The following is a 21534-nucleotide window of genomic DNA, read 5'->3' as shown; positions in this document are numbered from 1 at the left end:
TTTTCTGCTATTGGTCCTTTTTTCTGAACAGATCTTTCATCTTTTCCAACAGAGATTTTCCTTTTTCATCCTTTTCTGATTGATTCCCGGGAGTAGCTTCCCGTTCTTCTTTTTTATCTTTACCTCCAAATAAGCGTTCAAAAAAATTCTGATCCGGATCTTCCAAAGAATAATCGGGACAATCGGTTTTCGAGATTAATTCATCCGGTAACGGATAAAAACTACGCCGCCCTATACCCCGGTAAAATGAAGATTGTTCTATTCTTTGCATAAAACGTCCAAAAATGGGGAGAGCCGTATGGGCTCCTTGTCCCAATGCCATACTCCGAAACCGGATACCAGGGTTATCTGCACCCACCCAAGCACCGGCGACGAGACCTGGACTAAAACCAATAAACCATCCGTCGGCATTGTTTTGCGTTGTCCCCGTCTTCCCTGCCAGTTGAGTCTTTATCCCAAAAACCTCTTTAAGCGACCGGGCGGTACCCCTTTCCACAACACCCTGGAGCATATGTACCATCAGCCGGGCTGTTCGCTCTTCAAAAGCGGCATCTCGCATCCGCACAGGTTGTGCCTCATACAGCACCCGACCATTGGCATCTTCAATGCGCAATAGACTCTGCAACTCAGTTCCGTTGCCATAATTGGCAAAAGCGGTATAAGCTTGTACCATCTCAAACAGTGACAAATTGGCTGTCCCCAAACCCAGTGAGGGAACATCCGGCAAAGCACTCTCAATGCCAGCCTTATGAGCCAGGTCAGCCACATCATGTGCTCCCACATCCACTGTAAGCTCTGCTGTTATGGTATTGACAGAATGAATCAGCGCCCCCTGAAGTGAATAATACCCATCATGATTCCCATCACTGTTGGCAGGCGACCAGTCATCATACCGTTTATAAACTCTACGTTCATTACTGATATAATCACAAGGGTCATATCCCTCTTCCAAAGCGGTAGCATACACAAAAGGTTTAAAAGTACTTCCTACTTGCCGTTTCGACAATACATGATCGTATTGAAAAAATTTATAATTGGTTCCTCCCACCCAAGCCAGCACATGCCCGTTTACAGGGTCAACCGCCAAGAATCCAACCTGAAGCTGCTGTATTGCCCAGGCAACAGAGTCGGCCGGTGACATTTTCACCTTCTTCTCCTGCCCGTCCTGCATTATAACCATATTGATAGGCTTTTCCATCACCTTCATTATATCATCTTCCGACATGCCCTTTTTTAGCATCTGTTTATACCGTTGAGCGTTTTTTAATGCCGAGACATAGATTTCAGGACGCCCTTCCCAAGGTTTGCGGCTCTTCCAATGATTATCAAACTCTTTTTGCAGACGAACCATTCGTTGATCCACCGCTTCATTGGCAAAGCTCTGAAGACGGGAATCAAGCGTAGTAAAAATCTTCAATCCATCTGCATATAAATTGATTGAATCATTGAATTTTTCCTTCAGAATTCTATCGGCTTGCCGACGGATATATTCAACAAAATAAGGTGCGGGTCCGTCATCATGATCAAGTACGCGATATTTAATACCCAGGGGCATCTCTTTGTATTTTTGACCTTCCTCATTTGAAAGAAACTCTTGGGCAACCATTCTGTCTAAAACGGTATTTCGCCTTTGTAAACTTTTATCCGGATGCAACCGAGGGTTGTAAAGCGTATTTGCCGCAAGCATACCTATAAGGGTGGCGGCTTCGTGAGGTTGCAGCTGCGCCGACGACTTACTAAAAAAACGATTGGCAGCGACCTCTATGCCGTAAATGTTCTCCCCGAAAGGAACGGTGTTAAGATAAAGATTGAGAATTTCAGCTTTAGTATATACCTCTTCAAGCCGAGCCGCAATAAACATCTCACGCGACTTATTTATCAATATTGACAGAAGTTTATAGCTGCGACGGGGATAAAGATTTTTAGCCAGCTGCTGGCTAATAGTACTGCCGCCACCCTGTCGCCTGTCGCCCAACAACAACGAATGCAGAAACACCCTGCCCATGCTGATATAGTCCAGCCCTTTATGCTCAAAAAAACGACTATCTTCGGTGGCAATAAGCGCATGAATAACATGTTGGGAAATATCCTTATTTTCGATATGCCTCCTGTTTTCGATAAAAAATTTACCAATCATCTCCCCGTCGGCCGAGTAAACCTCGGAAGCTGTATGATTGGATATGCGCTTCAACTCTTCTTTCGAAGGAATTGGGCCAAAAAAGCCCAAATAAACCAGAAGCAACAAGGCGGCCAAAAAAGCCACACCTGCCGAGAACAGTTTGAGTGCGGCCTTCAGCAACCAGTTGCTTAAGCGAATGGATCCCTTCTTCGAATTGTCCTTTTTTTGTTTAGAATGGTTTATGCGACTCATATATCTATTGTCTGGTATTATACCATTTTACTGTATTTTCAATGGCATCATCAATGGAACGGAAAGAAAAATTAAATTTTTGGGAAAACTTGGCAGCAGAATAATAGGATTTGTTATGTGCAGCATGGGCGGTATCCTTGGTAATTGCCGGCGCCTTACCCACCAGTAAGCAGAAAAAATGGTTCAGCCGCCATCCTATTTCGGCCATCCACGGCGTAGCATTAATAAAGGGGGGCCGCTTGCCCAAAGCATGTGCCACCTTGGTAAAGAACTCTTTAAATGAAAGATTCTCGCCATTCAGAATAAATCGTTCGTTAACCACGTCGCTTCTCAGTAATAGAAAAATACTTTCTGCCACATCCCGAACATCTACGAAACCTGTTACCCCATAAGTGTAAAAGGGCATCCCCTTACGGACCGAATAAAAGAGTCGACCGCTACTTCGCCGCCAATCAACAGGACCAATAACCACTGACGGATTAACAATAACAACCGGCAATCCTTCTTTGGATGCCCTCCATACTTCCATTTCGGCGCGAAACTTACTGTGCGAATATGCCGAGCGGTTTTCATCGGGCTGCCACTCCACATTTTCATCCACTTCTTTTCCGTCGGGGTGCCGTCCCAAACTGGATATTGAACTAACATAAATCAATTTTTTCACCCCTTTATTCAAGCAGGCATTAACCAAATTAGCCGTTCCGCCGGCGTTTACCTTTAGCATCCTGCCGGCCTCTAACGGATTAAAAGACACTTTGGCCGCACCATGAATCACATAATCAACACCTTCTAATGCTTCTTCTAACGAAAAATAATCCTCCAAATCGGTATCAACCCATTCCACCATTTGCAATAACGAAAGGCCTTTATCACCGGCATAGTAAACAAAAATATTTTCAACATGCTTTAAATCACTGCTACTTCTTTTGGCAGCCCTTACTTTAAATCCTTTAGAGGTCAACGAAAACAGGATGTGCGTTCCAACCAATCCTGTTGCTCCCGTCAGCAATATCATATCATAAACAATTAATGTTCTACCAATTAAACCGAATCGTTTGTTTTAACTCAGAGGAAAGGCTAAGAGGAACCGGACTGGTACCGGCAACACCCTCAATTATTTTTCTTTCCTTTTCTGAATACGCATTTTTCGGAAAGAAGAACTCTACCACTACTTCCTTAACCTTTCTGGGATTTTCCGACATAATCTTGGTGATTTCAACCTCGGTTCCTTCAATATCGATATTATTATCTTTTGCCACAATGCCCATGATTGTCATAATGCAACATCCCAGAGAGGTGGCCAACAAATCGGTAGGAGAAAACGACTCGCCCTGCCCACGGTTGTCGACCGGCGCATCGGTAATGATTTTGGTACCGGATTGCAGATGGGTATTTTCCACACGCAAATTACCCAGATAGCGACTTTTTACTGTTATCGGCATAAAGATTGTTTTATCAGATTGTTCTTCTACAAAAATTGTTTCTAATTTAGCGATTTCCTAAATATAAAAAACAGGGAAATTCAAATTATGTTTCTTACATCCTATATTTCCCAAACAATTTAAAACAAAAAATTTAAATTATGTTTTCAGGAATCATTGAAGAAGCAGCTACAGTAGTGGCCGTACAAAAGGAAAAAGGGAATGTACATCTAACATTAAGATGCTCTTTTACAAATGAATTAAAAATCGACCAAAGCGTTTCTCATAATGGAGTATGTCTTACAGTAGTTAAAAAAGAAGGAGACACCTATACGGTAACGGCCGTCCGTGAAACCTTGGAGAAATCCAACCTTGGGTTGTTACAGGCAGGAGACAAAGTGAACATTGAAAGAAGTATGCTCCTTAATGGTCGGCTCGACGGCCACATTGTTCAGGGACATGTTGATCAAACCGCTCAATGTATTGAAGTAAAAGAAGCCGATGGTAGCTGGTATTATACCTTTCGGTACGAAACGGATAAAGAAAAGGCCGCAATGGGATACATAACCGTTGAAAAAGGCTCTGTTTGCGTTAACGGTGTTAGCTTAACCGTTGTTAATAGCCGCGACAATCAATTCTCTGTCGCCATTATTCCTTATACCTATGCACACACCAACTTCCATCAAATTAAGGAAGGGTCCATTGTCAATCTCGAATTTGACATTGTGGGGAAATATATCAGCCGGCTACTTCATTTCAAGGAAGCTAAATAATACACCCATTCAATAAAAAGTTTTAAACATTCAAATTATTCATTGCATATTTCACCGTCTTAACCTCCCCCCCCAGCCGGTCATATTTTTATCTGCATATGTTCTTCCCAATTCATTGGACTGATGAAACCAGCATGACCAAAAAGTTCATACATGCTTCTTGTGGAAAGCTTTCCTGGTCATGCTCGTTTCAAAGTATAAATATTAAATAAGTTATTGGATGGAGGGAAGACGCATTGCTCAAATTTATACTATTTCGTAAAGTGACCAACCTTTCATACCCTGCCCGCTTCATCCAATCAAGATGTTAACATATTGATCTTTCGTAAAATAATTTAGATTTCATAGTAGCATTCATAAACAAATTTTGTTACATTAGCTATTAAAGGCAACACTCGATTTAAAAATTCGGGTAATACAATTAGCCGGATTTCTTTAATACTAAATCCCAGGGGAGGATCACATGTACGGTTTCAGACGAAAACTAACAGTGCTAATGTTAGCACTGGTTTTAATAGCCATGGTTCTGGCAGGCTTGCCCGGCATCTATCTGGCCCGACAACAGGCCCGAGCGGATGCCATAACGCAAATGGAACTGCAGATGCAAATTATCACCCAAGATATTGAAAAGCAATTCTTTCATCTTAAAGAAGTTTCCCTTGCTTTGGAAGCGGCCTTTCGAAGCTCCTTTAATCCTTCATTGCACTTTAAGAACGATCAAGCCTTAGACCAGTTTGAAGATGAACTGATTCCTCACGTTAAAGAAATACTTCACTTGATGCGTCCCATGAGCATCTGGCTTGTTTTTAATGCCCAACATGTTGACGGTGACCATACCATCAGTTTTTTTGCCCGAAATCAAAACGGCCTGTACACCCGAAGTGCTGAATACAGTATTTCTCAAAAGGATCTTTACCATCCCTCTATGCACTGGTGGACACAAGCCATAGAAAAGGGTGAGACCTGGACAACACCATACTACTGGCCTGATTGGGACATGAATGTTATTTCCTTTTCCAAAGCCATTTTTGTCGACTCACTTTTAATCGGCTGCCTCGGATCCGATTTCAATTTCGACCGCCTTAGTCATTACCTCGATACCATTCAGGTATTTAATACCGGCCAAATCCTCTTACTTGACGATCAAAACAACTTAGTTTATCCCCGGAATGCCAGTAATCAACTCCATCAAATTCCTCAAGTCTGGCTCGATTCCACCGTTAAAAACAACGATAAAATTATTCTCACCCAAGCAGAGATGGATGGTCAATCATCTGCGTTAGCTTTTGAACGTCTTAAAAATGGTTGGCTGTTAGTGCTTGTGGTTGCTCAAGATGAAATATTTCAAAATGTTTACTTACTTATCAGAGCTCTTTCATTCGTACTATTAGGTGGCTTTGGGGTAGCTCTTTTTTTGGCGCTATATATCAGCAAATACATAACTATGCCTATTAGTGCTTTATTGAATAGCTTTAGAAAAGCAACCGACGGTGACTTAAGCATAAGAGTGGATATCTCAAGTAACGACGAAATGCAGGAATTGGGAGACCACTTTAATTTAATGATGAATTCAATGGAAAATTCATTCAAAAAACTGGAAATTGCACAAAAAAAACTGACAATAGAAAAAGAACGCGCTCAGGAATCGGATCAATTAAAATCCTCATTTTTGGAAAATTTAAGTCACGAAATACGAACTCCCCTTATGGCTATCGTTGGTTTCTCGGAATTAATGGCTGACCCTCAGTCCTCTTCAACCGAAAGGCAACATTTTTTTGAACATATTGCCGACAACAGTAACAAGTTAGTTCGTTTCATTGAAGACACTCTGCTCTTTTCACAACTGGAAAAAGGCCAGGCACAGGTCAACAAAGAAAACATCATGGCCAGGGAGGTCTTACGCAGTCTTCAGGAAAAGTTTGAAAAACGAAGAAAGAAAGAAAAACCTGATCTTTTCTTCCGCGTCTTAAATGATAACTGTGAAATTCAACTATATACCGATCCGAAACTTTTGGAGCGGCTAATTGGATATCTTCTGGACAATGCATTCAAATTCACCGATTCGGGCGGTGTAACCTTAATTTGCCGGAAGACCCCTTATCATTATGAGATAAGCGTATCCGACAGCGGGATTGGTATTCCTGACGGAAAAACCGATTTGGTTTTTAAAAAATTCTACAAACTTGCTGAATCCAATGATAAAATTTACGATGGTGCCGGAATAGGCCTCACCAATGCACGTGAGATTGTTCTCCTGCTAGGCGGCACCATTGAACTTTCTTCTACTTATGGGGAGGGAACAACCGTTACCGTTGCCTTACCCTTAGATAAACAGCAAACCGTATTAAATAACGACTGACAACTTTTTTATCCTTTTACAGCCACCTTATTCTGTCTCACTGTTCCATCTCCTGACCAATGGAATCAACAACCCCAATAATAGCGTTTTAAGTGCGCCGGACGGGTCTTTTCACCCAATGTTTCCGGCAATGAGCAAAAAGGCCCGAGTCATTAGTCCCTCCGGTCACTAAACTACTAACCATCGAGGTAGTGTTTAATATTTTAGTGTGTGCAATTCAAGCTCTCTTTCTGGTTACTGGAGTTTCCTCAAAAGCCCGCAAAAAAGACAAAACATTAAGCTTTTTAGTTATTTAGAAGATAAGAAATCTGAAAAGTCATTTTAAAGCAAGATTCCTTAAAAAAAATTGCGTCCATTTTACAATCTTCCCTATTAGACTAAACTGTAGAACGCTTATGGACGCAAATTCTTTATTATAGGACCTATTCAAAATGCAATGTATTAAATTTTCAGGAACTTATTACAAAAGAACTTGGTGAAATCAAACATCGGACCGAAAGGCACTTGGGCTATTGACCGAGAAGGGAATGACATCGATATATAAAAAGGTTTTACCAGAGAAGAACTCGACTTTGTAGTACGTTAAAAAATGAGCCGATATCTCCATTTTGCAGGAAACATCAACCACCAGATCAAACCAGAAAGAATACAACATCATGTAGCTACGCCATACAAAACCCATTTTTTTATAACCAAAGATTGGAAGGAAAAATTTATACATTTATCTATATGGTGTTGTAAAAGTTACATTGCCTGAATAACCTGATATCTAATATATTCTTGTTATTGTTAAAGGTTTTGGAAAGCATCCGCTGCTGTTGCTTACAAATAAAGAGGTGAATCTTCAAAACAATAAACAGTTATGGCAAATAGTCGAAATTTATCTTACAAGATGGAAATGTAATGAATGTTACCGTTACATTAAACAATCATACAATCTGGAAGATATTAGGATATTAAGCTACAATTCCATACGGAATATTACAGTCCTTGTCCATTGTATTGCCTATTTTACAAGTATTTATATCGGAATATCATTGAAATTAAAAATTATGGTACAATAAATATTTATCCTCTCAAAAAGGTTCTTTGGTGTTACAACTTTCTTTAACTATGCTATGATCGATGGTATTTATGAGCTTCTTAAACATAGCAGGAAAGGTATTGCTGATTTTAAAAATCGAATTGGTCCTCATCACAAACAATTCCAGTTAACTTTATTCCCTGATTAATTTTTGAGGAAACTCCAGCTTGTTTGATATTTGGTGTTCCAAATGGATTCCATGGGTCACTATTTTTTATCAACTTTTTTCTGATATGAGACAGAAGATTCTACTAAATTTTTGTTTTGTTTAAAAAAAATATTTTTTTTGTGAAAAACTTATTTTTGCAGCATTAAAAAGTTGTTATATGCCAGAAGATCAACCAAAAGGGAGTGCAGAATACATCAATCGTTTGAATAAGATTCAGGTTTTAAACTTAATTCGGGAGTCTGGTGAGATTTCGAGAGCTGAAATTGTGAAGAAAACCGGGTTGAGTGCCCCAACTGTTACTAGAATAGTGGACAATCTGATTAATGCTGAAAAACTGGTTGAGCAGGTTGGTGTTGGAATTTCCAGTGGTGGACGGCCGCCTATGATCGTGCGTTTTAATGGGGAAGATAGTTATGTGGTAGGTGTTGATTGGGGGCGGACTCATATTTTTGGGATTCTGTCCAATTTGAATGGTGATGTCCTGGAGGAATTGGATGTACAAACCGAAAGCAATGACAATTTTGATGAGGACCTGCAGAGTGCCATTAGATTAATCGAAAAGCTAATAAAAGGCTCCGGAATAGATACCAGGAAATTACATGGAATAGGGGTTGCTGCAGCGGGTTTTATAAATAAAAAATCAGACATAATTGAATATTCACCTAATTTTAAATGGAAAAATGTTGATATCAGGAAGCCTCTTGCCGAGCGTTTTAGAGTGCCTGTGATTGTAGATAATGTTTCTCGTGTAATGGCCCATGGCGAATTATTATATGGCATTGGGGATCATTGTAAAGATTTTATTTTCATTAATGTTGGGTATGGGATAGGTGCAGGAATCATTGTTGAAGGAAAGTCCTTTACCGGGTATGACGGTATGGCTGGTGAAATAGGACATAACCGAATTGTTTCTCCTGCAGCAGGGGGATTAAGATGTGCTTGTGGAAAGATGGATTGTCTTGAGTGTTATTCTTCCGGACGCGGAATTGCTGAATTGGCCAGAGAAAAGATAAAATATTATAAAGATTCGGCACTCGGAAGGGTGTCTGAAATAACCACGGAGGTGATAGCCGAATATGCCAGGAGGGGGGATGAGCTGGCATTACAGCTTTTTAACCAGGCAGCAGACTTGTTGGGGATATCTATTGCTTCAATGGCGAATGTTTTTAATCCTCAGGCTATTGTGCTTGGCGGCAAAGTGATAAAGGCAGGAAATTTCTTTATAGAAAGAATTAATAGAGTATTTCAACGTGAGATTATACAGCAACCCAGTCGCAAAATTAAAGTAATTCAGAGTCGCCTTGGGGACGAAGCTGCTGTAAAAGGGGCTGTTTCTCTTATTTTAAGAGAGGTTTTGGAGTTAAATGTTTAGTATAAAATAATTTAAACTTAGTTTTGTAACTTTAAAAAGTAAAATCATGCTGAAAGGAATTTCACCGGTGATCAGTCCGGACTTGCTTAAAGTACTGTCTGCTATGGGGCATGGGGATGAAATAGTACTTTCCGATGCGCATTTTCCGGCCGAAAGTTTAAATGCACGAGTATTAAGAGCTGACGGAGTTTCTATCCCGGCACTGCTCGAAGGTATTTTGCCATTGTTTGAACTGGATACTTATGTTCCTCATCCGTTAATAATGATGGAAGCGGTTGAGGGTGACACCCTTGATCCTGAAGTAGAAAGGAAATATATGGAAAGTATTCATAAAACTAATCCTCAGATAAAAGAAGTTGGACGAATTGAACGATTCGAATTTTATAATCGTACCAAATCTGCCTATGCGGTAGTTGTTACTGGTGAAACAGCAAAATACGGGAATATCATCTTGAAAAAAGGATTGACTCCTGTGAACCAATAAAAAAAGTTTTATGGAAACTAAAAGTAAAGTAGTTGAAAAACAACATCTTGTTTCCTTTATTTTAATTACCAGTCTCTTTTTTTTGTGGGGCATTGCCAATGACTTAACCAATCCTATGGTTTCTGCCTTTAAGAAAGTCATGCCTGAGCTTTCCAATTTTGAGGCAGCGTTGGTTCAGCTCGCTTTTTATGGTGGTTATGCTACCATGGCTATCCCCGCAGCCCTATTTGTTAGAAAATATTCTTACAAAAAAGGAATTTTGCTTGGGTTGTTATTGTATGCAACTGGTGCTTTGTTGTTTTATCCCGCAGCAGCTTATGAGAAGTTTGGATTTTTTCTGGCATCACTGTATGTATTAACTTTTGGCCTTGCCTTCCTGGAAACCGTATCTAATCCCTTTATCCTATCAATGGGTGCCAAGGAAACGGCTACGCGTCGTTTGAATCTCTCTCAAACCTTTAATCCTCCCGGATCATTGCTGGGAATGTTATTGGCACAACTGTTTGTTATCAACTTACTTCAGTCGGACGATTATACGCCCGCCCAATATAATGCTCTTTCTGCTTCTGAACAAGCAGCAATTAGAAGTAATGACCTTAGTGTAATTAGCTGGCCATATATCGGACTGGGTTGCCTGGTGTTGGTTATGTTCATCCTGATTGCTGTAGCTAAAATGCCAAAGTTGAAAGAAGAGGCACATTTGCCCGTAGGTCAGTCTTTCAGAGTATTGATGAAAAATAAAAGGTATTATTTCGGTGTAATTGCTCAGGCCTTTTATGTGGGAGCTCAAATAATGTGTTGGACTTTCATTTTTCAGTATGTAGATAATTTAAATGCTTCGCGACCAGCCGATGCACAACTTACAGCAACCTGGTATAATATGGCAGCCATGGTAGCATTTTTGACAGGAAGAGCATTAAGTACCTACCTGCTTAAATATATAGGCCCGGGAAAACTGATGATGTATTTTGCTTTAGGCGCAATAGGTTTGACTCTTGGGACCATATTTATTATTGATATGGGAGGATTATACTGTTTGGTAGGCATTTCTGTTATGATGTCATTAATGTTCCCAACTATTTATGGGATTGCCTTAAAAGATATGGGGGAAGAGGCCAAACTTGGATCCGCAGGTTTGGTAATGGCAATTGTGGGAGGTGCTTTATTGCCACCCCTTCAAGGATTAATTCTCGATTTGGGTGGAGAAGGGTTTTCTGACGTCCTTTTGTTCGGTTATATTCCTGAAGTTAATTTCTCATTTGTTTTACCTATGGTTTCCTTTATTGTCGTGGCTGTTTACAGTTATTATTCTCACAAATACTATTTAAAAGATGATTATTTAATGTCAAAAAGTTAATTCACTTTAAAAACTATTTTCAGTTTTTAGGAAGGAGACTTTCGGGTTTAATTGTTGTTTTATGAATTGGAAAAACAATTCGATATATAAAATCAATTACTTAATTTCAATAAGTTAAAAAGATGGCTGGACAAAGTCGAAAAACAAAAGGTGCTTTCTTGCCGGGCAACAGCACCGTAGAACTTAGAGATGTTGAAATTCCTGCACCGGGACACGGCCAGGTAATTATTAAGGTCAAATCATCTACCATTTGTGGTTCGGATATTCGTGCTATTTATCATGAACATCTGGGTAAAGGTGCCGAAGCTTATCAAAATGTTGTGGCTGGGCATGAGCCATGCGGACAAATTGTCGAGTGCGGCCCTGGGATGAAACGTTTTAAAGAAGGTGATAGAGTTATAGTTTATCATATATCGGGATGTGGGGTATGCAATGATTGTCGTCGCGGATATATGATTTCTTGTACCAGCGAACATCGGGCTGCTTATGGATGGCAAAGAGATGGTGGTATGTGTGAATACCTGTTGGCCGACGAAAAGGATTTGATATATCTGCCGGACCAACTGACCTATACCGACGGGGCCCAGGTAGCTTGTGGCTTCGGTACCGTATACGAAGGCCTTGAGAAAATAGGGATTTCAGGGAATGATCAAGTGTTGGTTACCGGGCTGGGGCCTGTGGGACTGGCCGCCTGTATGCTTTCAAAAGCATTAGGAGCAAGTCGTGTTGTCGGTACAGATGTCAGTGAGGAGCGTTGCAAAATAGCCAAAGAGAAAGGCCTTGTTGATGAAGTTTTTGTTTCAGGGCCCGATGCTTTGGAAAAAGCAATGGCAGCTTCTAATGGTTTTGGATATGAAAAAGCTATCGACTGTTCCGGAAATACTCATGCCCGGCAGTTATGTGTGAGAGCTGCCCGGAAATGGGGTAAAGTTGCCTTAGTGGGTGAAGGCGGCACAATGGAGTTGAATCCCTCACCCGATATGATTCATGATCAGGTTACCATTTACGGTAGTTGGGTGACATCTACCTGGAGAATGGAGGAGCTGGTTGAACGCCTGGTCCGTTGGGGTATTCATCCAGAAGATCTCGTAACTCATAGGTTTACTCTTGATCAGGCAGATAAAGCTTATGAATTGATGGCTAGTGGAAAATGCGGAAAAGTTGCCGTGGTTTTTGATGAAGAGATAAAATAAATAATTGATTATGTCATATCCTAAAGGAACTTATGGTTATGATGTTGATTTCCTGAGAAATCACGTTCAAATCATTGAATTGAAAAAAGACGATTCAAAACTGGTTATAAGCCCTTCCCTTCAGGGAAGGGTGGTTACCAGTTCTGCTGAAGGTCCTGCCGGATACAGCTTTGGTTGGGTTAATTATGATTTGATACAATCGGGAAAGTTTTTGCCTCACTGCAATAATTTTGGGGGAGAAGATCGGTTCTGGATAGGTCCGGAAGGCGGACAGTTTTCTTTTTTCTTTAAAAAAGGCAGTGAATTTAACTTGGATAATTGGCAAACTCCGCCATGTATTGATACCGAAAGTTGGAATTTGGTGGAAGCCTCAGATACCAGCGTGGTGTTAGATAAGGAAATTGAAATGCCAAATTATGCCGGACATGTGTTCAAAATGTATGCAGAAAGGGTGGTTCGTCTTTTAGACTCGAATAGGATAACTGACGATTTAGGTGTTGACCTGCCTGATGGTGTAAAATCCGTTTGCTTTAAGTCGGAAAATAAACTGACTAACAAAGGAGATTTCGAGTGGAACAAAGAAACCGGGATGCCATCGATTTGGATTTTGGGACAACTGTTTCCGTCGGACAGAAATACTGTAATCATTCCTGTTAACCCGGAGGGCGAAGGGCCTGTGGTAAATGATCGTTATTTCGGGAAAATAGATGATGACAGGATAAAAGTTTTACCGCATGCCGTATTGTTTAAAGGTGACGGTAAAAAAAGAGGCAAGATTGGTATTGGCCCTAAAAGGGCAGTACCTGTTTTGGGTAGTTTTGACCCTGTAAATAGCACTCTTACGGTAGTGAAGTATACTTTTGAACCCGGGTTAACAGATTATATTAATTCCATGTGGGAATTTCAGGATGATCCGTTTTATGGAGATGTAGTTAATTCTTACAACGACGGGCCCTTGCCTGACGGAACAATTATGGGACCATTTTATGAATTGGAAACGTCATCGGCTGCTGCCAATTTAAAGCCCGGTCAAACCAAGATACATGAACATGCTACCTGTCATTTTAAAGGAGAATTGAATGTTTTGGAAGATTTAGCTCGAAAAATATTTGGTGTTGATCCTGCAGAATTTTTTTTATTTTAAATTGTTTTAGATATGTCAGAAAATTTTGAACCTATAAATCCTGAATTGGTACCCAAAAAAAAGCTTCGTTCGGGAGATGAAATTCCTGCAATAGGATTGGGTACTTTTGGTTCCGATTTTTATTCCAAAGAAGAAATTGCGGAAGCTGTAAAGGATGCAATTCGACTCGGCTACCGTCATATTGACTGTGCGGAAGTATACATGAATGAAAAGGAAATAGGGCAAGCAATTGCAGAGGTGATAAAGGAGGGAACTGTTAAAAGGGAAGATTTGTGGATTACCGGAAAAGTATGGAACAACCATCATAGAGAAGTTGAAAAGGCTTGCCGGAAATCTCTTGAAGATCTGGGTATTGGCTATTTTGACCTTTATTTGGTTCATTGGCCTTTCCCCAACCACCATGCTCCCGGTGCACCTCCCGATGCCCGAAATCCAGATTCGAAACCCTTTAGCGTGGACGAATTCATGGATACATGGAAACAGATGGAAGCTCTGGTGGAAAAAGGGTTGACAAAAAACATCGGAACTTCGAATATGACAATTGCCAAATTTGAAGCCACTCTTCCTCATATGCGTATTTTGCCTGCTGCAAATGAAATGGAACTTCATCCATGTTTTCAGCAACCGGAACTATTTAATTATGTTGTAGAGAAAGGAATGCAACCTATTGGCTATTCTCCTATAGGATCGCCCAAACGACCGGAAAGAGACCGTACTGACCAGGATGCTGTGGATATTGAACACCCAATTGTTGTAAAAATTGCTGAAAGACTTAGCGTACATCCTGCCATCGTTTGTATTAAATGGGCTATTCAAAGAGGACAAATTCCGATTCCCTTCTCGGTACACAGATCCAAATATTACAGCAACCTTGCCAATGCTATTAAAGACCCATTGACTGAGGAAGAGATGGAGGAAATGAAAAAAGTAGATTGTAACTCCCGTTTAATAAAAGGTCAGGTCTTTTTATGGGAAGGAGCTAGAGGTTGGGAAGATCTATGGGATTTGGATGGCAAGATAGCCCAATAGTAATAGGGATTAAAGCCGGACTTCCATTGGATCAGTTGCTAATATCAGATTTTTTTAAAGCAAAACGGGTGCCATACTTGTGCCATTGGGAAATGGCACCCCGGTGATCATCCAAAGTTTTGGCCAAACCTAAGAGGGTTTGATGATTGGTTCGGATTCTATGGTGGCGGATTTAGTTACTGGGGCAATCTGAGGAATAAAACCCCGCAACAAGGTATCCTAAGAGATGGAAAACCGGTTAATCCAGATGAAATAACCTATTTAACAGTATGCCATAAATGCATCAATTCACCTAAAATAAAATCAGAATAATAATCGATAATCTTTTAAAATCTGAAATAATAATTTGAGTACTATGAAAAAACTAATTTTCAGCTCTGTCCTGGCATTGCTTGTGGCAAGCAGTTGCGGAACAGCTCCGAAAAAAGTACAACAGGAAACGGCTCCCAGGTATGAAGAATCATGGGAATCATTGGCCAAATACAACGAACAACCAGATTGGTTCCAGGATGCCAAATTTGGAATTTATTTTCACTGGGGAGTATATTCGGTCCCAGCATTCGGAAATGAATGGTACCCTCGCTGGATGTTTTTTAAAGGGACCAAAGAGTATCAGCATCATCTTGAAACCTATGGTGACCCGGCAGAATTTGATTACAGCAAATTTGTGCCGATGTTTAGAGCAGAACATTTTGACCCCGATGATTGGGCAGATCTGTTCCAAAAAGCAGGAGCCCGCTTTGCCGGCCCGGTAGCCGAACACCACGACGGTTTCTCTATGTGGGACAGTGACATCACCCCCTGGAATGCTATGGATAAAGGACCACACCGAGACATTACCGGTGAACTGGGAAAAGCAATTAAAGAGCGGGGAATGAAGTTTATCACCACCTTTCATCATGCCAGAAATCTTCAACGTTATAAGGGAAAAGAAGAACAGGAAATTGCAAAACACAAAGACAACCTTGGTAGTGCTTTCTGGGACAGCCATTACCCTCTGTTTAAAGGGCTTCCTCCTGCAAAAGATGACCCCGAGCTGAATTATCTGTATGGTAATATTCCGGAAGACAAATGGGTGGAAGAAGTTTGGTTTGGAAAATTAAAGGAAGTAATCGACAAATATGATCCCGACATCATTTGGTTTGATTCATGGCTCGATCAGATTCCCGAGGAATACAGAATCAAATTTTGCGCATATTATCTTAACCACGCTGCAAAAGAAAATAAAGAAGTGGTAATCGTCCGCAAACAAAACGACTTGCCTCTCAATGTCAGTGTGGACGACTTGGAAAAATCAAGAAAAAACAGGTTGGAAGATAAGTCATGGATGACGGATGAAACATTAAGCACCGGAAGCTGGTGTTATACCAAAAACCTCAAAATCAAACCTGCCGCCGATGTCCTTCACGTTCTGATTGATATTGTAAGCAAGAATGGGGTATTACTCCTCAATATTTCACCTAAAGCAGACGGCACCATTCCTCAAGATCAACGTGACGTTCTTCTGTCCATTGGCCAATGGCTAAACAATTATGGTGAAGCCATATACGAAACCCGCCCTTGGTACACCTACGGGGAAGGTCCGACAAAAGAACCGGAGGGTCATTTTAGCAATCACCAAAAATTCCTGAAAATCAAGTATTCTGCCAAAGACATCAGATATACCACTAAAAGCAATGTAATATATGCCATGGCATTAGGATGGCCTGGTAACAATGCGCAAGTAATGCTTGAAGCATTTGCAAAAGACCAGTGGAAAAATGCCGGAGAAATAGAAAATGTAACTCTTTTGGGCTACGACGGAAAAATTGACTATCAACTAACCGATCAGGGACTGCTTTTGAATCTGCCGGAAAAACCCGTTGATGAAATGGCCATCGCTTTCAAAATTCAACTTAAATAATGCCATTTACCCCTTTAACTTAATGTTAGATAGTTTTGAGGCTGCCATAGAAAGCAGCCTCTTTTCTTTTATCGAACAAATTCAAGACAATGTTTTAAGTAATGAATCCAATAAAACATCATTGGACAACCCTAATTTTATCACAATATGAATATGTGTGCAGTAAACAATGCAGAAAGCCATTAGGCTTGTAGTAAATGGGTAGAAACTAAAAATTAGGACGGGTCACTAAAAATTCTGCTTCATCCAAGTTCCATCAGACCAAGAAACAAAATGAATATGAAGCGAACATGACAATGTGAGATATTCGAGTTCCTTACGGTCTATTACTTAAGTAAACTTTATTCGAAATAAGCACTGTGGCTATTTATTGCGTTTAAATATAATGGAATAGTTTTTTTCAAACATTTCGGAAAAACCCTCCTATCTTTGCAGTGTATAAAAACAATTTCCTATTATGTCATTTCTGAGTAAACTCAATGCTCTGAACCTTTATCTTTCGGGACTTCCATGGTTGTTTCGCCATTTTTTTCAGAAAAAAAAGGTCACCATCCTGATGTTTCATCATCCATCTCCGGAATATTTTGACAAAGCCATCACAGCATTAAAAAAACGATACAATATCATTTCACTATCCCGGTTCATGGATACGATTCCGGCCGATGAACGGTCATTACCCTCCTATCCGCTTATAATAACACTGGACGACGGATGGGCCTCAAACTATGCTTTGCTGCCCGTTCTCGAAAAACATCAGGTGCCTGTCACCATCTTTTTGATGGCAGGAATGGCAGATACTCATCGGCATCCCTGGTTTTCGGAAGTTACCAACCAACAGAAAAAACAGGAATTGAAAAGGGTTTCCAACACCACCAGGGTGAGCACACTGAAACGAATGGGATTTACCGAGACAAAAGAATTTGATGACCGAGTTGTTCTTTCCAGAGAAGAGATTCACCACATGCAGGCATCCGGATTGGTGGAATTTGGCTCTCACACCCTCTTCCATCCCATATTACCGCACTGTAATGACAACACCGCCCTGGAAGAGATCCAACTTTCGAAAAAGAAAACAGAAGAACTCACCGGTAAGCCTTGTCGCTTCTTCTCCTTCCCCAACGGCGATTACTGCGAACGCGACATCCGCCTGTGTAAGAAAGCCGGTTACGAAGCCGCTGTGACCCTCGATGTGGGCTACAACAGCAGAAACGACGACCCCTTCCGTTTAAAACGCATCTCAGTACCGGATGAAGCCTCCATTTCGGAACTGCTGGTCAAAGCCTCCGGGTTCTGGGCCTTCTTTAAAGTATTATTGCGCAAACAAAAACGGTCACGAAGACACAGTGGACTATAGTGGTTAAATTTTTAAATGTTAGATCTATAGATTTAAGATTTGTAGATTTAGGATATATGCAGAAGAGTTAAGAATTAAAAAAAGTGGGGTATCAGCATTGCTGTGTACCCCACTTTCGGTTTTTCTAAGGCCTAATAGCCTGTTTGTCTCATAGACTAATTTCCTGAAGTTTATTTCTCAATAATAGAGATGGCATATCCTCCACCGGGTGCACATTTTATTGTTAATTTGGTTTTACTGGTCACCACCCGTTGTTTGATTTCATAAGCTTGAGGGTTGGTTTTATAGTGGGCATCTTTGGCGTCGGAGTAGATGGTGGCCTCATATTTTTTGCCGGGTTCCAGAAAATCCAACCTTATTTTAGAGACACGAGCCACTTCGTCGTTGGTACGGCCCACAAACCAGTTACCGGTACCTTTTTCTTTGCGGGCATAGGTAATGTAGTCACCGGGTTCTGCCTCCAGCACTTTGGTGTCATCCCACTCCACCGGTACATCTTTGATAAACCGGAAGGCATCCATAAAGCGGTTATAATTTTCGGGCAGGTCGGCAGCCATCTGCAGCGGACTGTACATGGTGACATACAGTGCCAGCTGACGGGCAAGGGTGGTATTGGCATGCGAATCATTATCGGGATTGATTTTGCTGATATCCTGTTCGAAGATGCCGGGCGTATAATCCATCGGTCCGCCAATGAGTCGTGTAAACGGCAAAATAGTGGTATGGTCGGGTTTATTGCCTCCAAAGGCTTCAAACTCGGTTCCGCGGGCCGACTCATTCCCAATCAGATTGGGATAGGTACGACACAACCCGGTGGGCCGAACCGCTTCATGGGCATTAACCATGATTTTATATTGGGCAGCTTTTTTTACAGCATACAAATAGTGGTCGACCATCCACTGGCCGTAGTGGTGTTCACCGCGAGGAATAATGTCACCCACATACCCGCTCTTTACGGCATTGTAGTTATTATCCACCATAAACTGGTAGGCTTTATCCATGTGTCGTTCGTAATTGCGAACAGAACTTGATGTTTCGTGATGCATCATTAGTCGCACCCCTTTGCTTTTGGCGTAGTCACGCAATTCTTCCAGATGAAAATCGGGATAAGGGGTAAGAAAATCAAACACATATTCTTTCGATTTTCCGAACCAGTCTTCCCAGCCAATGTTCCATCCTTCAACCAACACCTGGTCAAAACCGTGTTGGGCAGCAAAGTCGATATATTTTTTCACATTGGCAGTATTGGCAGCATGCCGTCCGTTGGGGGTAACCTTGGAATAGTCGGTCTCGCCAAGCTTTACCGAAGGCAGGTCGCAATACGACCAGGTACTTTTTCCGGTAATCATCTCCCACCATACTCCAACATATTTAATTGGTTTAATCCAGGATACATCGTCATAAGCACAGGGTTCATTTAAATTCAAAGTAATATTGGAAAGCAAAATGTCACCTGCATTCTTGCTCGCAATGACGGTGCGCCACGGGGTATGCGTAGGCGTTTGCATATAGGCCATATTGCCAATGGCATCGGGCGTCAGATGTGCTTCAAAAATCATGTTTTTATCGTCCAGCTCCAGGTGCATGCAGGAATAGTTAATCAGCGCCGCTTCATGCAGATTGATGTAAAGTTCGTCATCGGTCTTCATCATCAACGCGGTTTGAACCCCGGTATCCGAAAAGGGTGTTTGTGATGCATTGGGCGAAATAGCATCTTTCATCAGGTACCTTATTTCAGAAAGGCGCGAAGTGGTATAGTCATATTCCTGGGTATCATAATCTCCCGGTATCCACCAGGCTGTATGGTCTCCCGTCATGGCAAACTGGGTCTTCTCATCGGTCACCACAAAATAGGTAAGACTGTCCTGTTGCGGAAATTCGTAACGAAAACCCAGACCGTCGTTAAAAAGACGAAAACGAACAACCATTATGCGTTCAGTTTCGTCCTGCTTCAAAGTTACCGCCATCTCATTGTAATGATTGCGGATTTCTTTGAACTCGCCCCATACCGGTTCCCAGGTCTCATCGAAAGAACTCTCATCAACCCTGACGAGTTTAAAATCGCCGGTCAGAGGCTTCATATCTTTAATTTCCAAACCAAGTCGACTTTTATCTATGACCTTTTGACCTTCAAGTGAGAGTTGGTAAACAGGAATTCCATCCTCCAAATTGAACTGAAGAAGAAAACGCCCGTCAGGGGATTGCAATTCAGCCGAATACATCCACACCGACCAGAGCATCATGACCAGTGTAACTGTCCATTTTTTCATAATAACAATATTTTAGGATTATTCATAAAACCATTAAAGAGTAATAGTCAAAGATACCGAAAAAGACAGTATGAGCGGGATGTCAAAATAAAACTCCCAATAATCGGATTTTAATCAAAACCATACACGTCTAATAATCAATAATTTACCATGATTACAAAACTTATCCCCCACCCCAAAAACTGTTAAAAAAAGTAACCTTAAGTTTCTGCAAAGGTTTTCGGAAAGCATCTCACCCAAAAACTCAAAAAGAGTTACAGTTTCCCGTCCCATTCTTTGAAAAACTCATCGAGAAACTGCTCCATGAAACGGTGCCGGTGTTCGGCCAAGGCTCTGCCGGTATTGGTCTGCATCCGCTCTTTTAATCGCAGAAGTTTTTCATAAAAGTGGTTGATGGTGGGCGCAGTACTCTTTTTATACTCTTCCCTGGTCATATTCAGGTTGGGTTTAACGCCGGGATTATACAACTCCCTGTTTCTGTATCCGCCGTAGTTAAAGGTTCGGGCAATGCCGATAGCGCCCATGGCATCGAGACGGTCGGCATCCCGGACAATATCCAGCTCCTTTGAATGAAAAGAGGACGCTTCGTTGCCTCCTTTGAAAGATACGTTCCGGATTATCATCTCCACATGCTTCACAGTATCCTCAGAAACTTTCAATTGACGAAGAAAAGCGACCGCTTTGCGAGGCCCCACTTCCTCATCGCCGTCATAAAACTTGGAATCGGCGATGTCGTGCAGCAAGGCAGCCAATTCCACCACCGGTACGTCGGCCGATTCCTCCTTTGCTATCCGGCACGCCATCTTCCATACACGAAGGGTATGCCACCAGTCGTGGCCACCTTCAGCACCCTGCAAGGTGGTTTTCACATATTCAGCAGTTTGGGCAACAACATCACGGCTATCCATCAATTAAGAATTTTACTTTGTTCACACTAATTTTCTTAAAATCATCATCCATAGTCACAGATGATGACTCCTTCAAAACTACCATTTTTTTAGGCTTCTACCTTTTTATTCTTCCGGTGACTGCTACTGAAACCAAAAAAATCTATATTTGTAAAAAAAGAGCTATTTATCCTTTGTTTGATATTTCAACTGGATATCAGGAACGAAACCTCAGTCAAATCAGTTGCTTCAGTTCTTCTCAGAAGAAAATCAAAGAAGAGCAAACAAAAACATGAAATAAAAGCAAATTATTCGATGCAAATTGGGAAAAACTAAAGTTCAATTAATTAACAACAAAAACATC

General features: G+C 41.2%; 15 protein-coding genes. 10 read left to right on the top strand and 5 right to left on the bottom strand.

The features are described 5' to 3' along the window. Positions 1-7: 7 nt before the first annotated feature. Genes BM130_RS04450 through BM130_RS04440 form a run of 3 tightly spaced genes read right to left on the bottom strand, consistent with a single transcriptional unit; the run spans position 8 to position 3813 of the window. Complete coding sequence (locus BM130_RS04450; RefSeq protein ID WP_010526635.1) at positions 8-2371, bottom strand: penicillin-binding protein 1A; 2364 nt, start codon at positions 2369-2371, stop codon at positions 8-10. Positions 2372-2375: 4 nt separating this feature from the next. After that, a complete protein-coding gene (locus BM130_RS04445) occupies positions 2376-3386 on the bottom strand; it encodes an NAD-dependent epimerase/dehydratase family protein (protein ID WP_010526636.1) in 1011 nt (336 codons plus the stop codon). 19 nt (positions 3387-3405) lie between these two features. Continuing rightward, a complete protein-coding gene (locus BM130_RS04440; protein WP_010526637.1) occupies positions 3406-3813 on the bottom strand; it encodes an OsmC family protein in 408 nt (135 codons plus the stop codon). Positions 3814-3953: 140 nt separating this feature from the next. Here BM130_RS04440 and BM130_RS04435 point away from each other — a divergent pair, with 140 nt between their 5' ends. The 10 genes from BM130_RS04435 to BM130_RS04380 all read left to right on the top strand — a co-directional run bounded on the left by BM130_RS04435 (position 3954) and on the right by BM130_RS04380 (position 18013). After that, the gene (locus tag BM130_RS04435; RefSeq protein ID WP_010526638.1) at positions 3954-4565 is read left to right on the top strand and encodes a riboflavin synthase; all 612 of its coding nucleotides are present in this window, start codon (positions 3954-3956) and stop codon (positions 4563-4565) included. A 496-nt stretch (positions 4566-5061) separates the two neighbouring features. After that, complete coding sequence (locus BM130_RS04430; RefSeq protein WP_010526639.1) at positions 5062-6924, top strand: ATP-binding protein; 1863 nt, start codon at positions 5062-5064, stop codon at positions 6922-6924. A gap of 1410 nt (positions 6925-8334) precedes the next feature. After that, complete coding sequence (locus tag BM130_RS04420; protein ID WP_010526641.1) at positions 8335-9549, top strand: ROK family transcriptional regulator; 1215 nt, start codon at positions 8335-8337, stop codon at positions 9547-9549. Positions 9550-9595: 46 nt separating this feature from the next. Beyond that, complete coding sequence (gene fucU / locus BM130_RS04415; protein WP_010526642.1) at positions 9596-10033, top strand: L-fucose mutarotase; 438 nt, start codon at positions 9596-9598, stop codon at positions 10031-10033. A gap of 10 nt (positions 10034-10043) precedes the next feature. Next, entirely contained in the window at positions 10044-11390 is a 1347-nt protein-coding gene (fucP, locus tag BM130_RS04410; protein ID WP_010526643.1) for an L-fucose:H+ symporter permease, read from the top strand. Between the two features lie 122 nt (positions 11391-11512). Then, a complete protein-coding gene (locus BM130_RS04405; protein WP_010526644.1) occupies positions 11513-12583 on the top strand; it encodes a zinc-dependent alcohol dehydrogenase family protein in 1071 nt (356 codons plus the stop codon). 10 nt (positions 12584-12593) lie between these two features. Further along, entirely contained in the window at positions 12594-13727 is a 1134-nt protein-coding gene (locus tag BM130_RS04400) for a DUF6786 family protein (protein ID WP_010526645.1), read from the top strand. A gap of 12 nt (positions 13728-13739) precedes the next feature. Continuing rightward, positions 13740-14756, top strand: coding sequence for an aldo/keto reductase (locus BM130_RS04395; protein WP_010526646.1), 1017 nt, complete (start codon positions 13740-13742; stop codon positions 14754-14756). Between the two features lie 355 nt (positions 14757-15111). Beyond that, complete coding sequence (locus BM130_RS04390) at positions 15112-16659, top strand: alpha-L-fucosidase (protein WP_010526647.1); 1548 nt, start codon at positions 15112-15114, stop codon at positions 16657-16659. Positions 16660-17116: 457 nt separating this feature from the next. Next, positions 17117-18013: a polysaccharide deacetylase family protein gene (locus BM130_RS04380; protein WP_010526649.1), complete on the top strand. Its 897-nt coding sequence runs from the start codon at positions 17117-17119 to the stop codon at positions 18011-18013. A 170-nt stretch (positions 18014-18183) separates the two neighbouring features. Here BM130_RS04380 and BM130_RS04375 read toward each other — a convergent pair whose 3' ends face one another. Both BM130_RS04375 and BM130_RS04370 read right to left on the bottom strand, forming a co-directional pair. Next, positions 18184-20283 (bottom strand): glycoside hydrolase family 97 protein, encoded by a 2100-nt coding sequence (locus tag BM130_RS04375; RefSeq protein ID WP_010526650.1) that lies wholly within the window; start codon positions 20281-20283, stop codon positions 18184-18186. 254 nt (positions 20284-20537) lie between these two features. After that, positions 20538-21191, bottom strand: a complete 654-nt coding sequence (locus BM130_RS04370) for an HD domain-containing protein (RefSeq protein ID WP_010526651.1) — start codon at positions 21189-21191, stop codon at positions 20538-20540. Positions 21192-21534: the final 343 nt, after the last annotated feature.

Source organism: Thermophagus xiamenensis, from assembly GCF_900112795.1.
In the GTDB taxonomy this organism is placed as follows: Bacteria; Bacteroidota; Bacteroidia; order Bacteroidales; family Marinilabiliaceae; genus Thermophagus; species Thermophagus xiamenensis.
The sequence above is the reverse complement of the archived record's forward strand: the minus strand, read 5'-3'. Positions and strand labels throughout refer to the sequence as shown.

Excerpts from the sequence above, each read along its gene's own strand:
- BM130_RS04445 (WP_010526636.1), bottom strand. The coding sequence starts at position 3,386 with ATGATATTGCTGACGGGAGCAACAGGATTGGTTGGAACGCACATCCTG.
- BM130_RS04370 (WP_010526651.1), bottom strand. The coding sequence starts at position 21,191 with ATGGATAGCCGTGATGTTGTTGCCCAAACTGCTGAATATGTGAAAACC.
- BM130_RS04430 (WP_010526639.1), top strand. The coding sequence starts at position 5,062 with ATGTTAGCACTGGTTTTAATAGCCATGGTTCTGGCAGGCTTGCCCGGC.
- BM130_RS04435 (WP_010526638.1), top strand. The coding sequence starts at position 3,954 with ATGTTTTCAGGAATCATTGAAGAAGCAGCTACAGTAGTGGCCGTACAA.
- BM130_RS04380 (WP_010526649.1), top strand. The coding sequence starts at position 17,117 with ATGTCATTTCTGAGTAAACTCAATGCTCTGAACCTTTATCTTTCGGGA.
- fucP (WP_010526643.1), top strand. The coding sequence starts at position 10,044 with ATGGAAACTAAAAGTAAAGTAGTTGAAAAACAACATCTTGTTTCCTTT.
- BM130_RS04420 (WP_010526641.1), top strand. The coding sequence starts at position 8,335 with ATGCCAGAAGATCAACCAAAAGGGAGTGCAGAATACATCAATCGTTTG.
- BM130_RS04390 (WP_010526647.1), top strand. The coding sequence starts at position 15,112 with ATGAAAAAACTAATTTTCAGCTCTGTCCTGGCATTGCTTGTGGCAAGC.
- BM130_RS04400 (WP_010526645.1), top strand. The coding sequence starts at position 12,594 with ATGTCATATCCTAAAGGAACTTATGGTTATGATGTTGATTTCCTGAGA.
- BM130_RS04450 (WP_010526635.1), bottom strand. The coding sequence starts at position 2,371 with ATGAGTCGCATAAACCATTCTAAACAAAAAAAGGACAATTCGAAGAAG.
- fucU (WP_010526642.1), top strand. The coding sequence starts at position 9,596 with ATGCTGAAAGGAATTTCACCGGTGATCAGTCCGGACTTGCTTAAAGTA.
- BM130_RS04375 (WP_010526650.1), bottom strand. The coding sequence starts at position 20,283 with ATGAAAAAATGGACAGTTACACTGGTCATGATGCTCTGGTCGGTGTGG.
- BM130_RS04440 (WP_010526637.1), bottom strand. The coding sequence starts at position 3,813 with ATGCCGATAACAGTAAAAAGTCGCTATCTGGGTAATTTGCGTGTGGAA.
- BM130_RS04405 (WP_010526644.1), top strand. The coding sequence starts at position 11,513 with ATGGCTGGACAAAGTCGAAAAACAAAAGGTGCTTTCTTGCCGGGCAAC.
- BM130_RS04395 (WP_010526646.1), top strand. The coding sequence starts at position 13,740 with ATGTCAGAAAATTTTGAACCTATAAATCCTGAATTGGTACCCAAAAAA.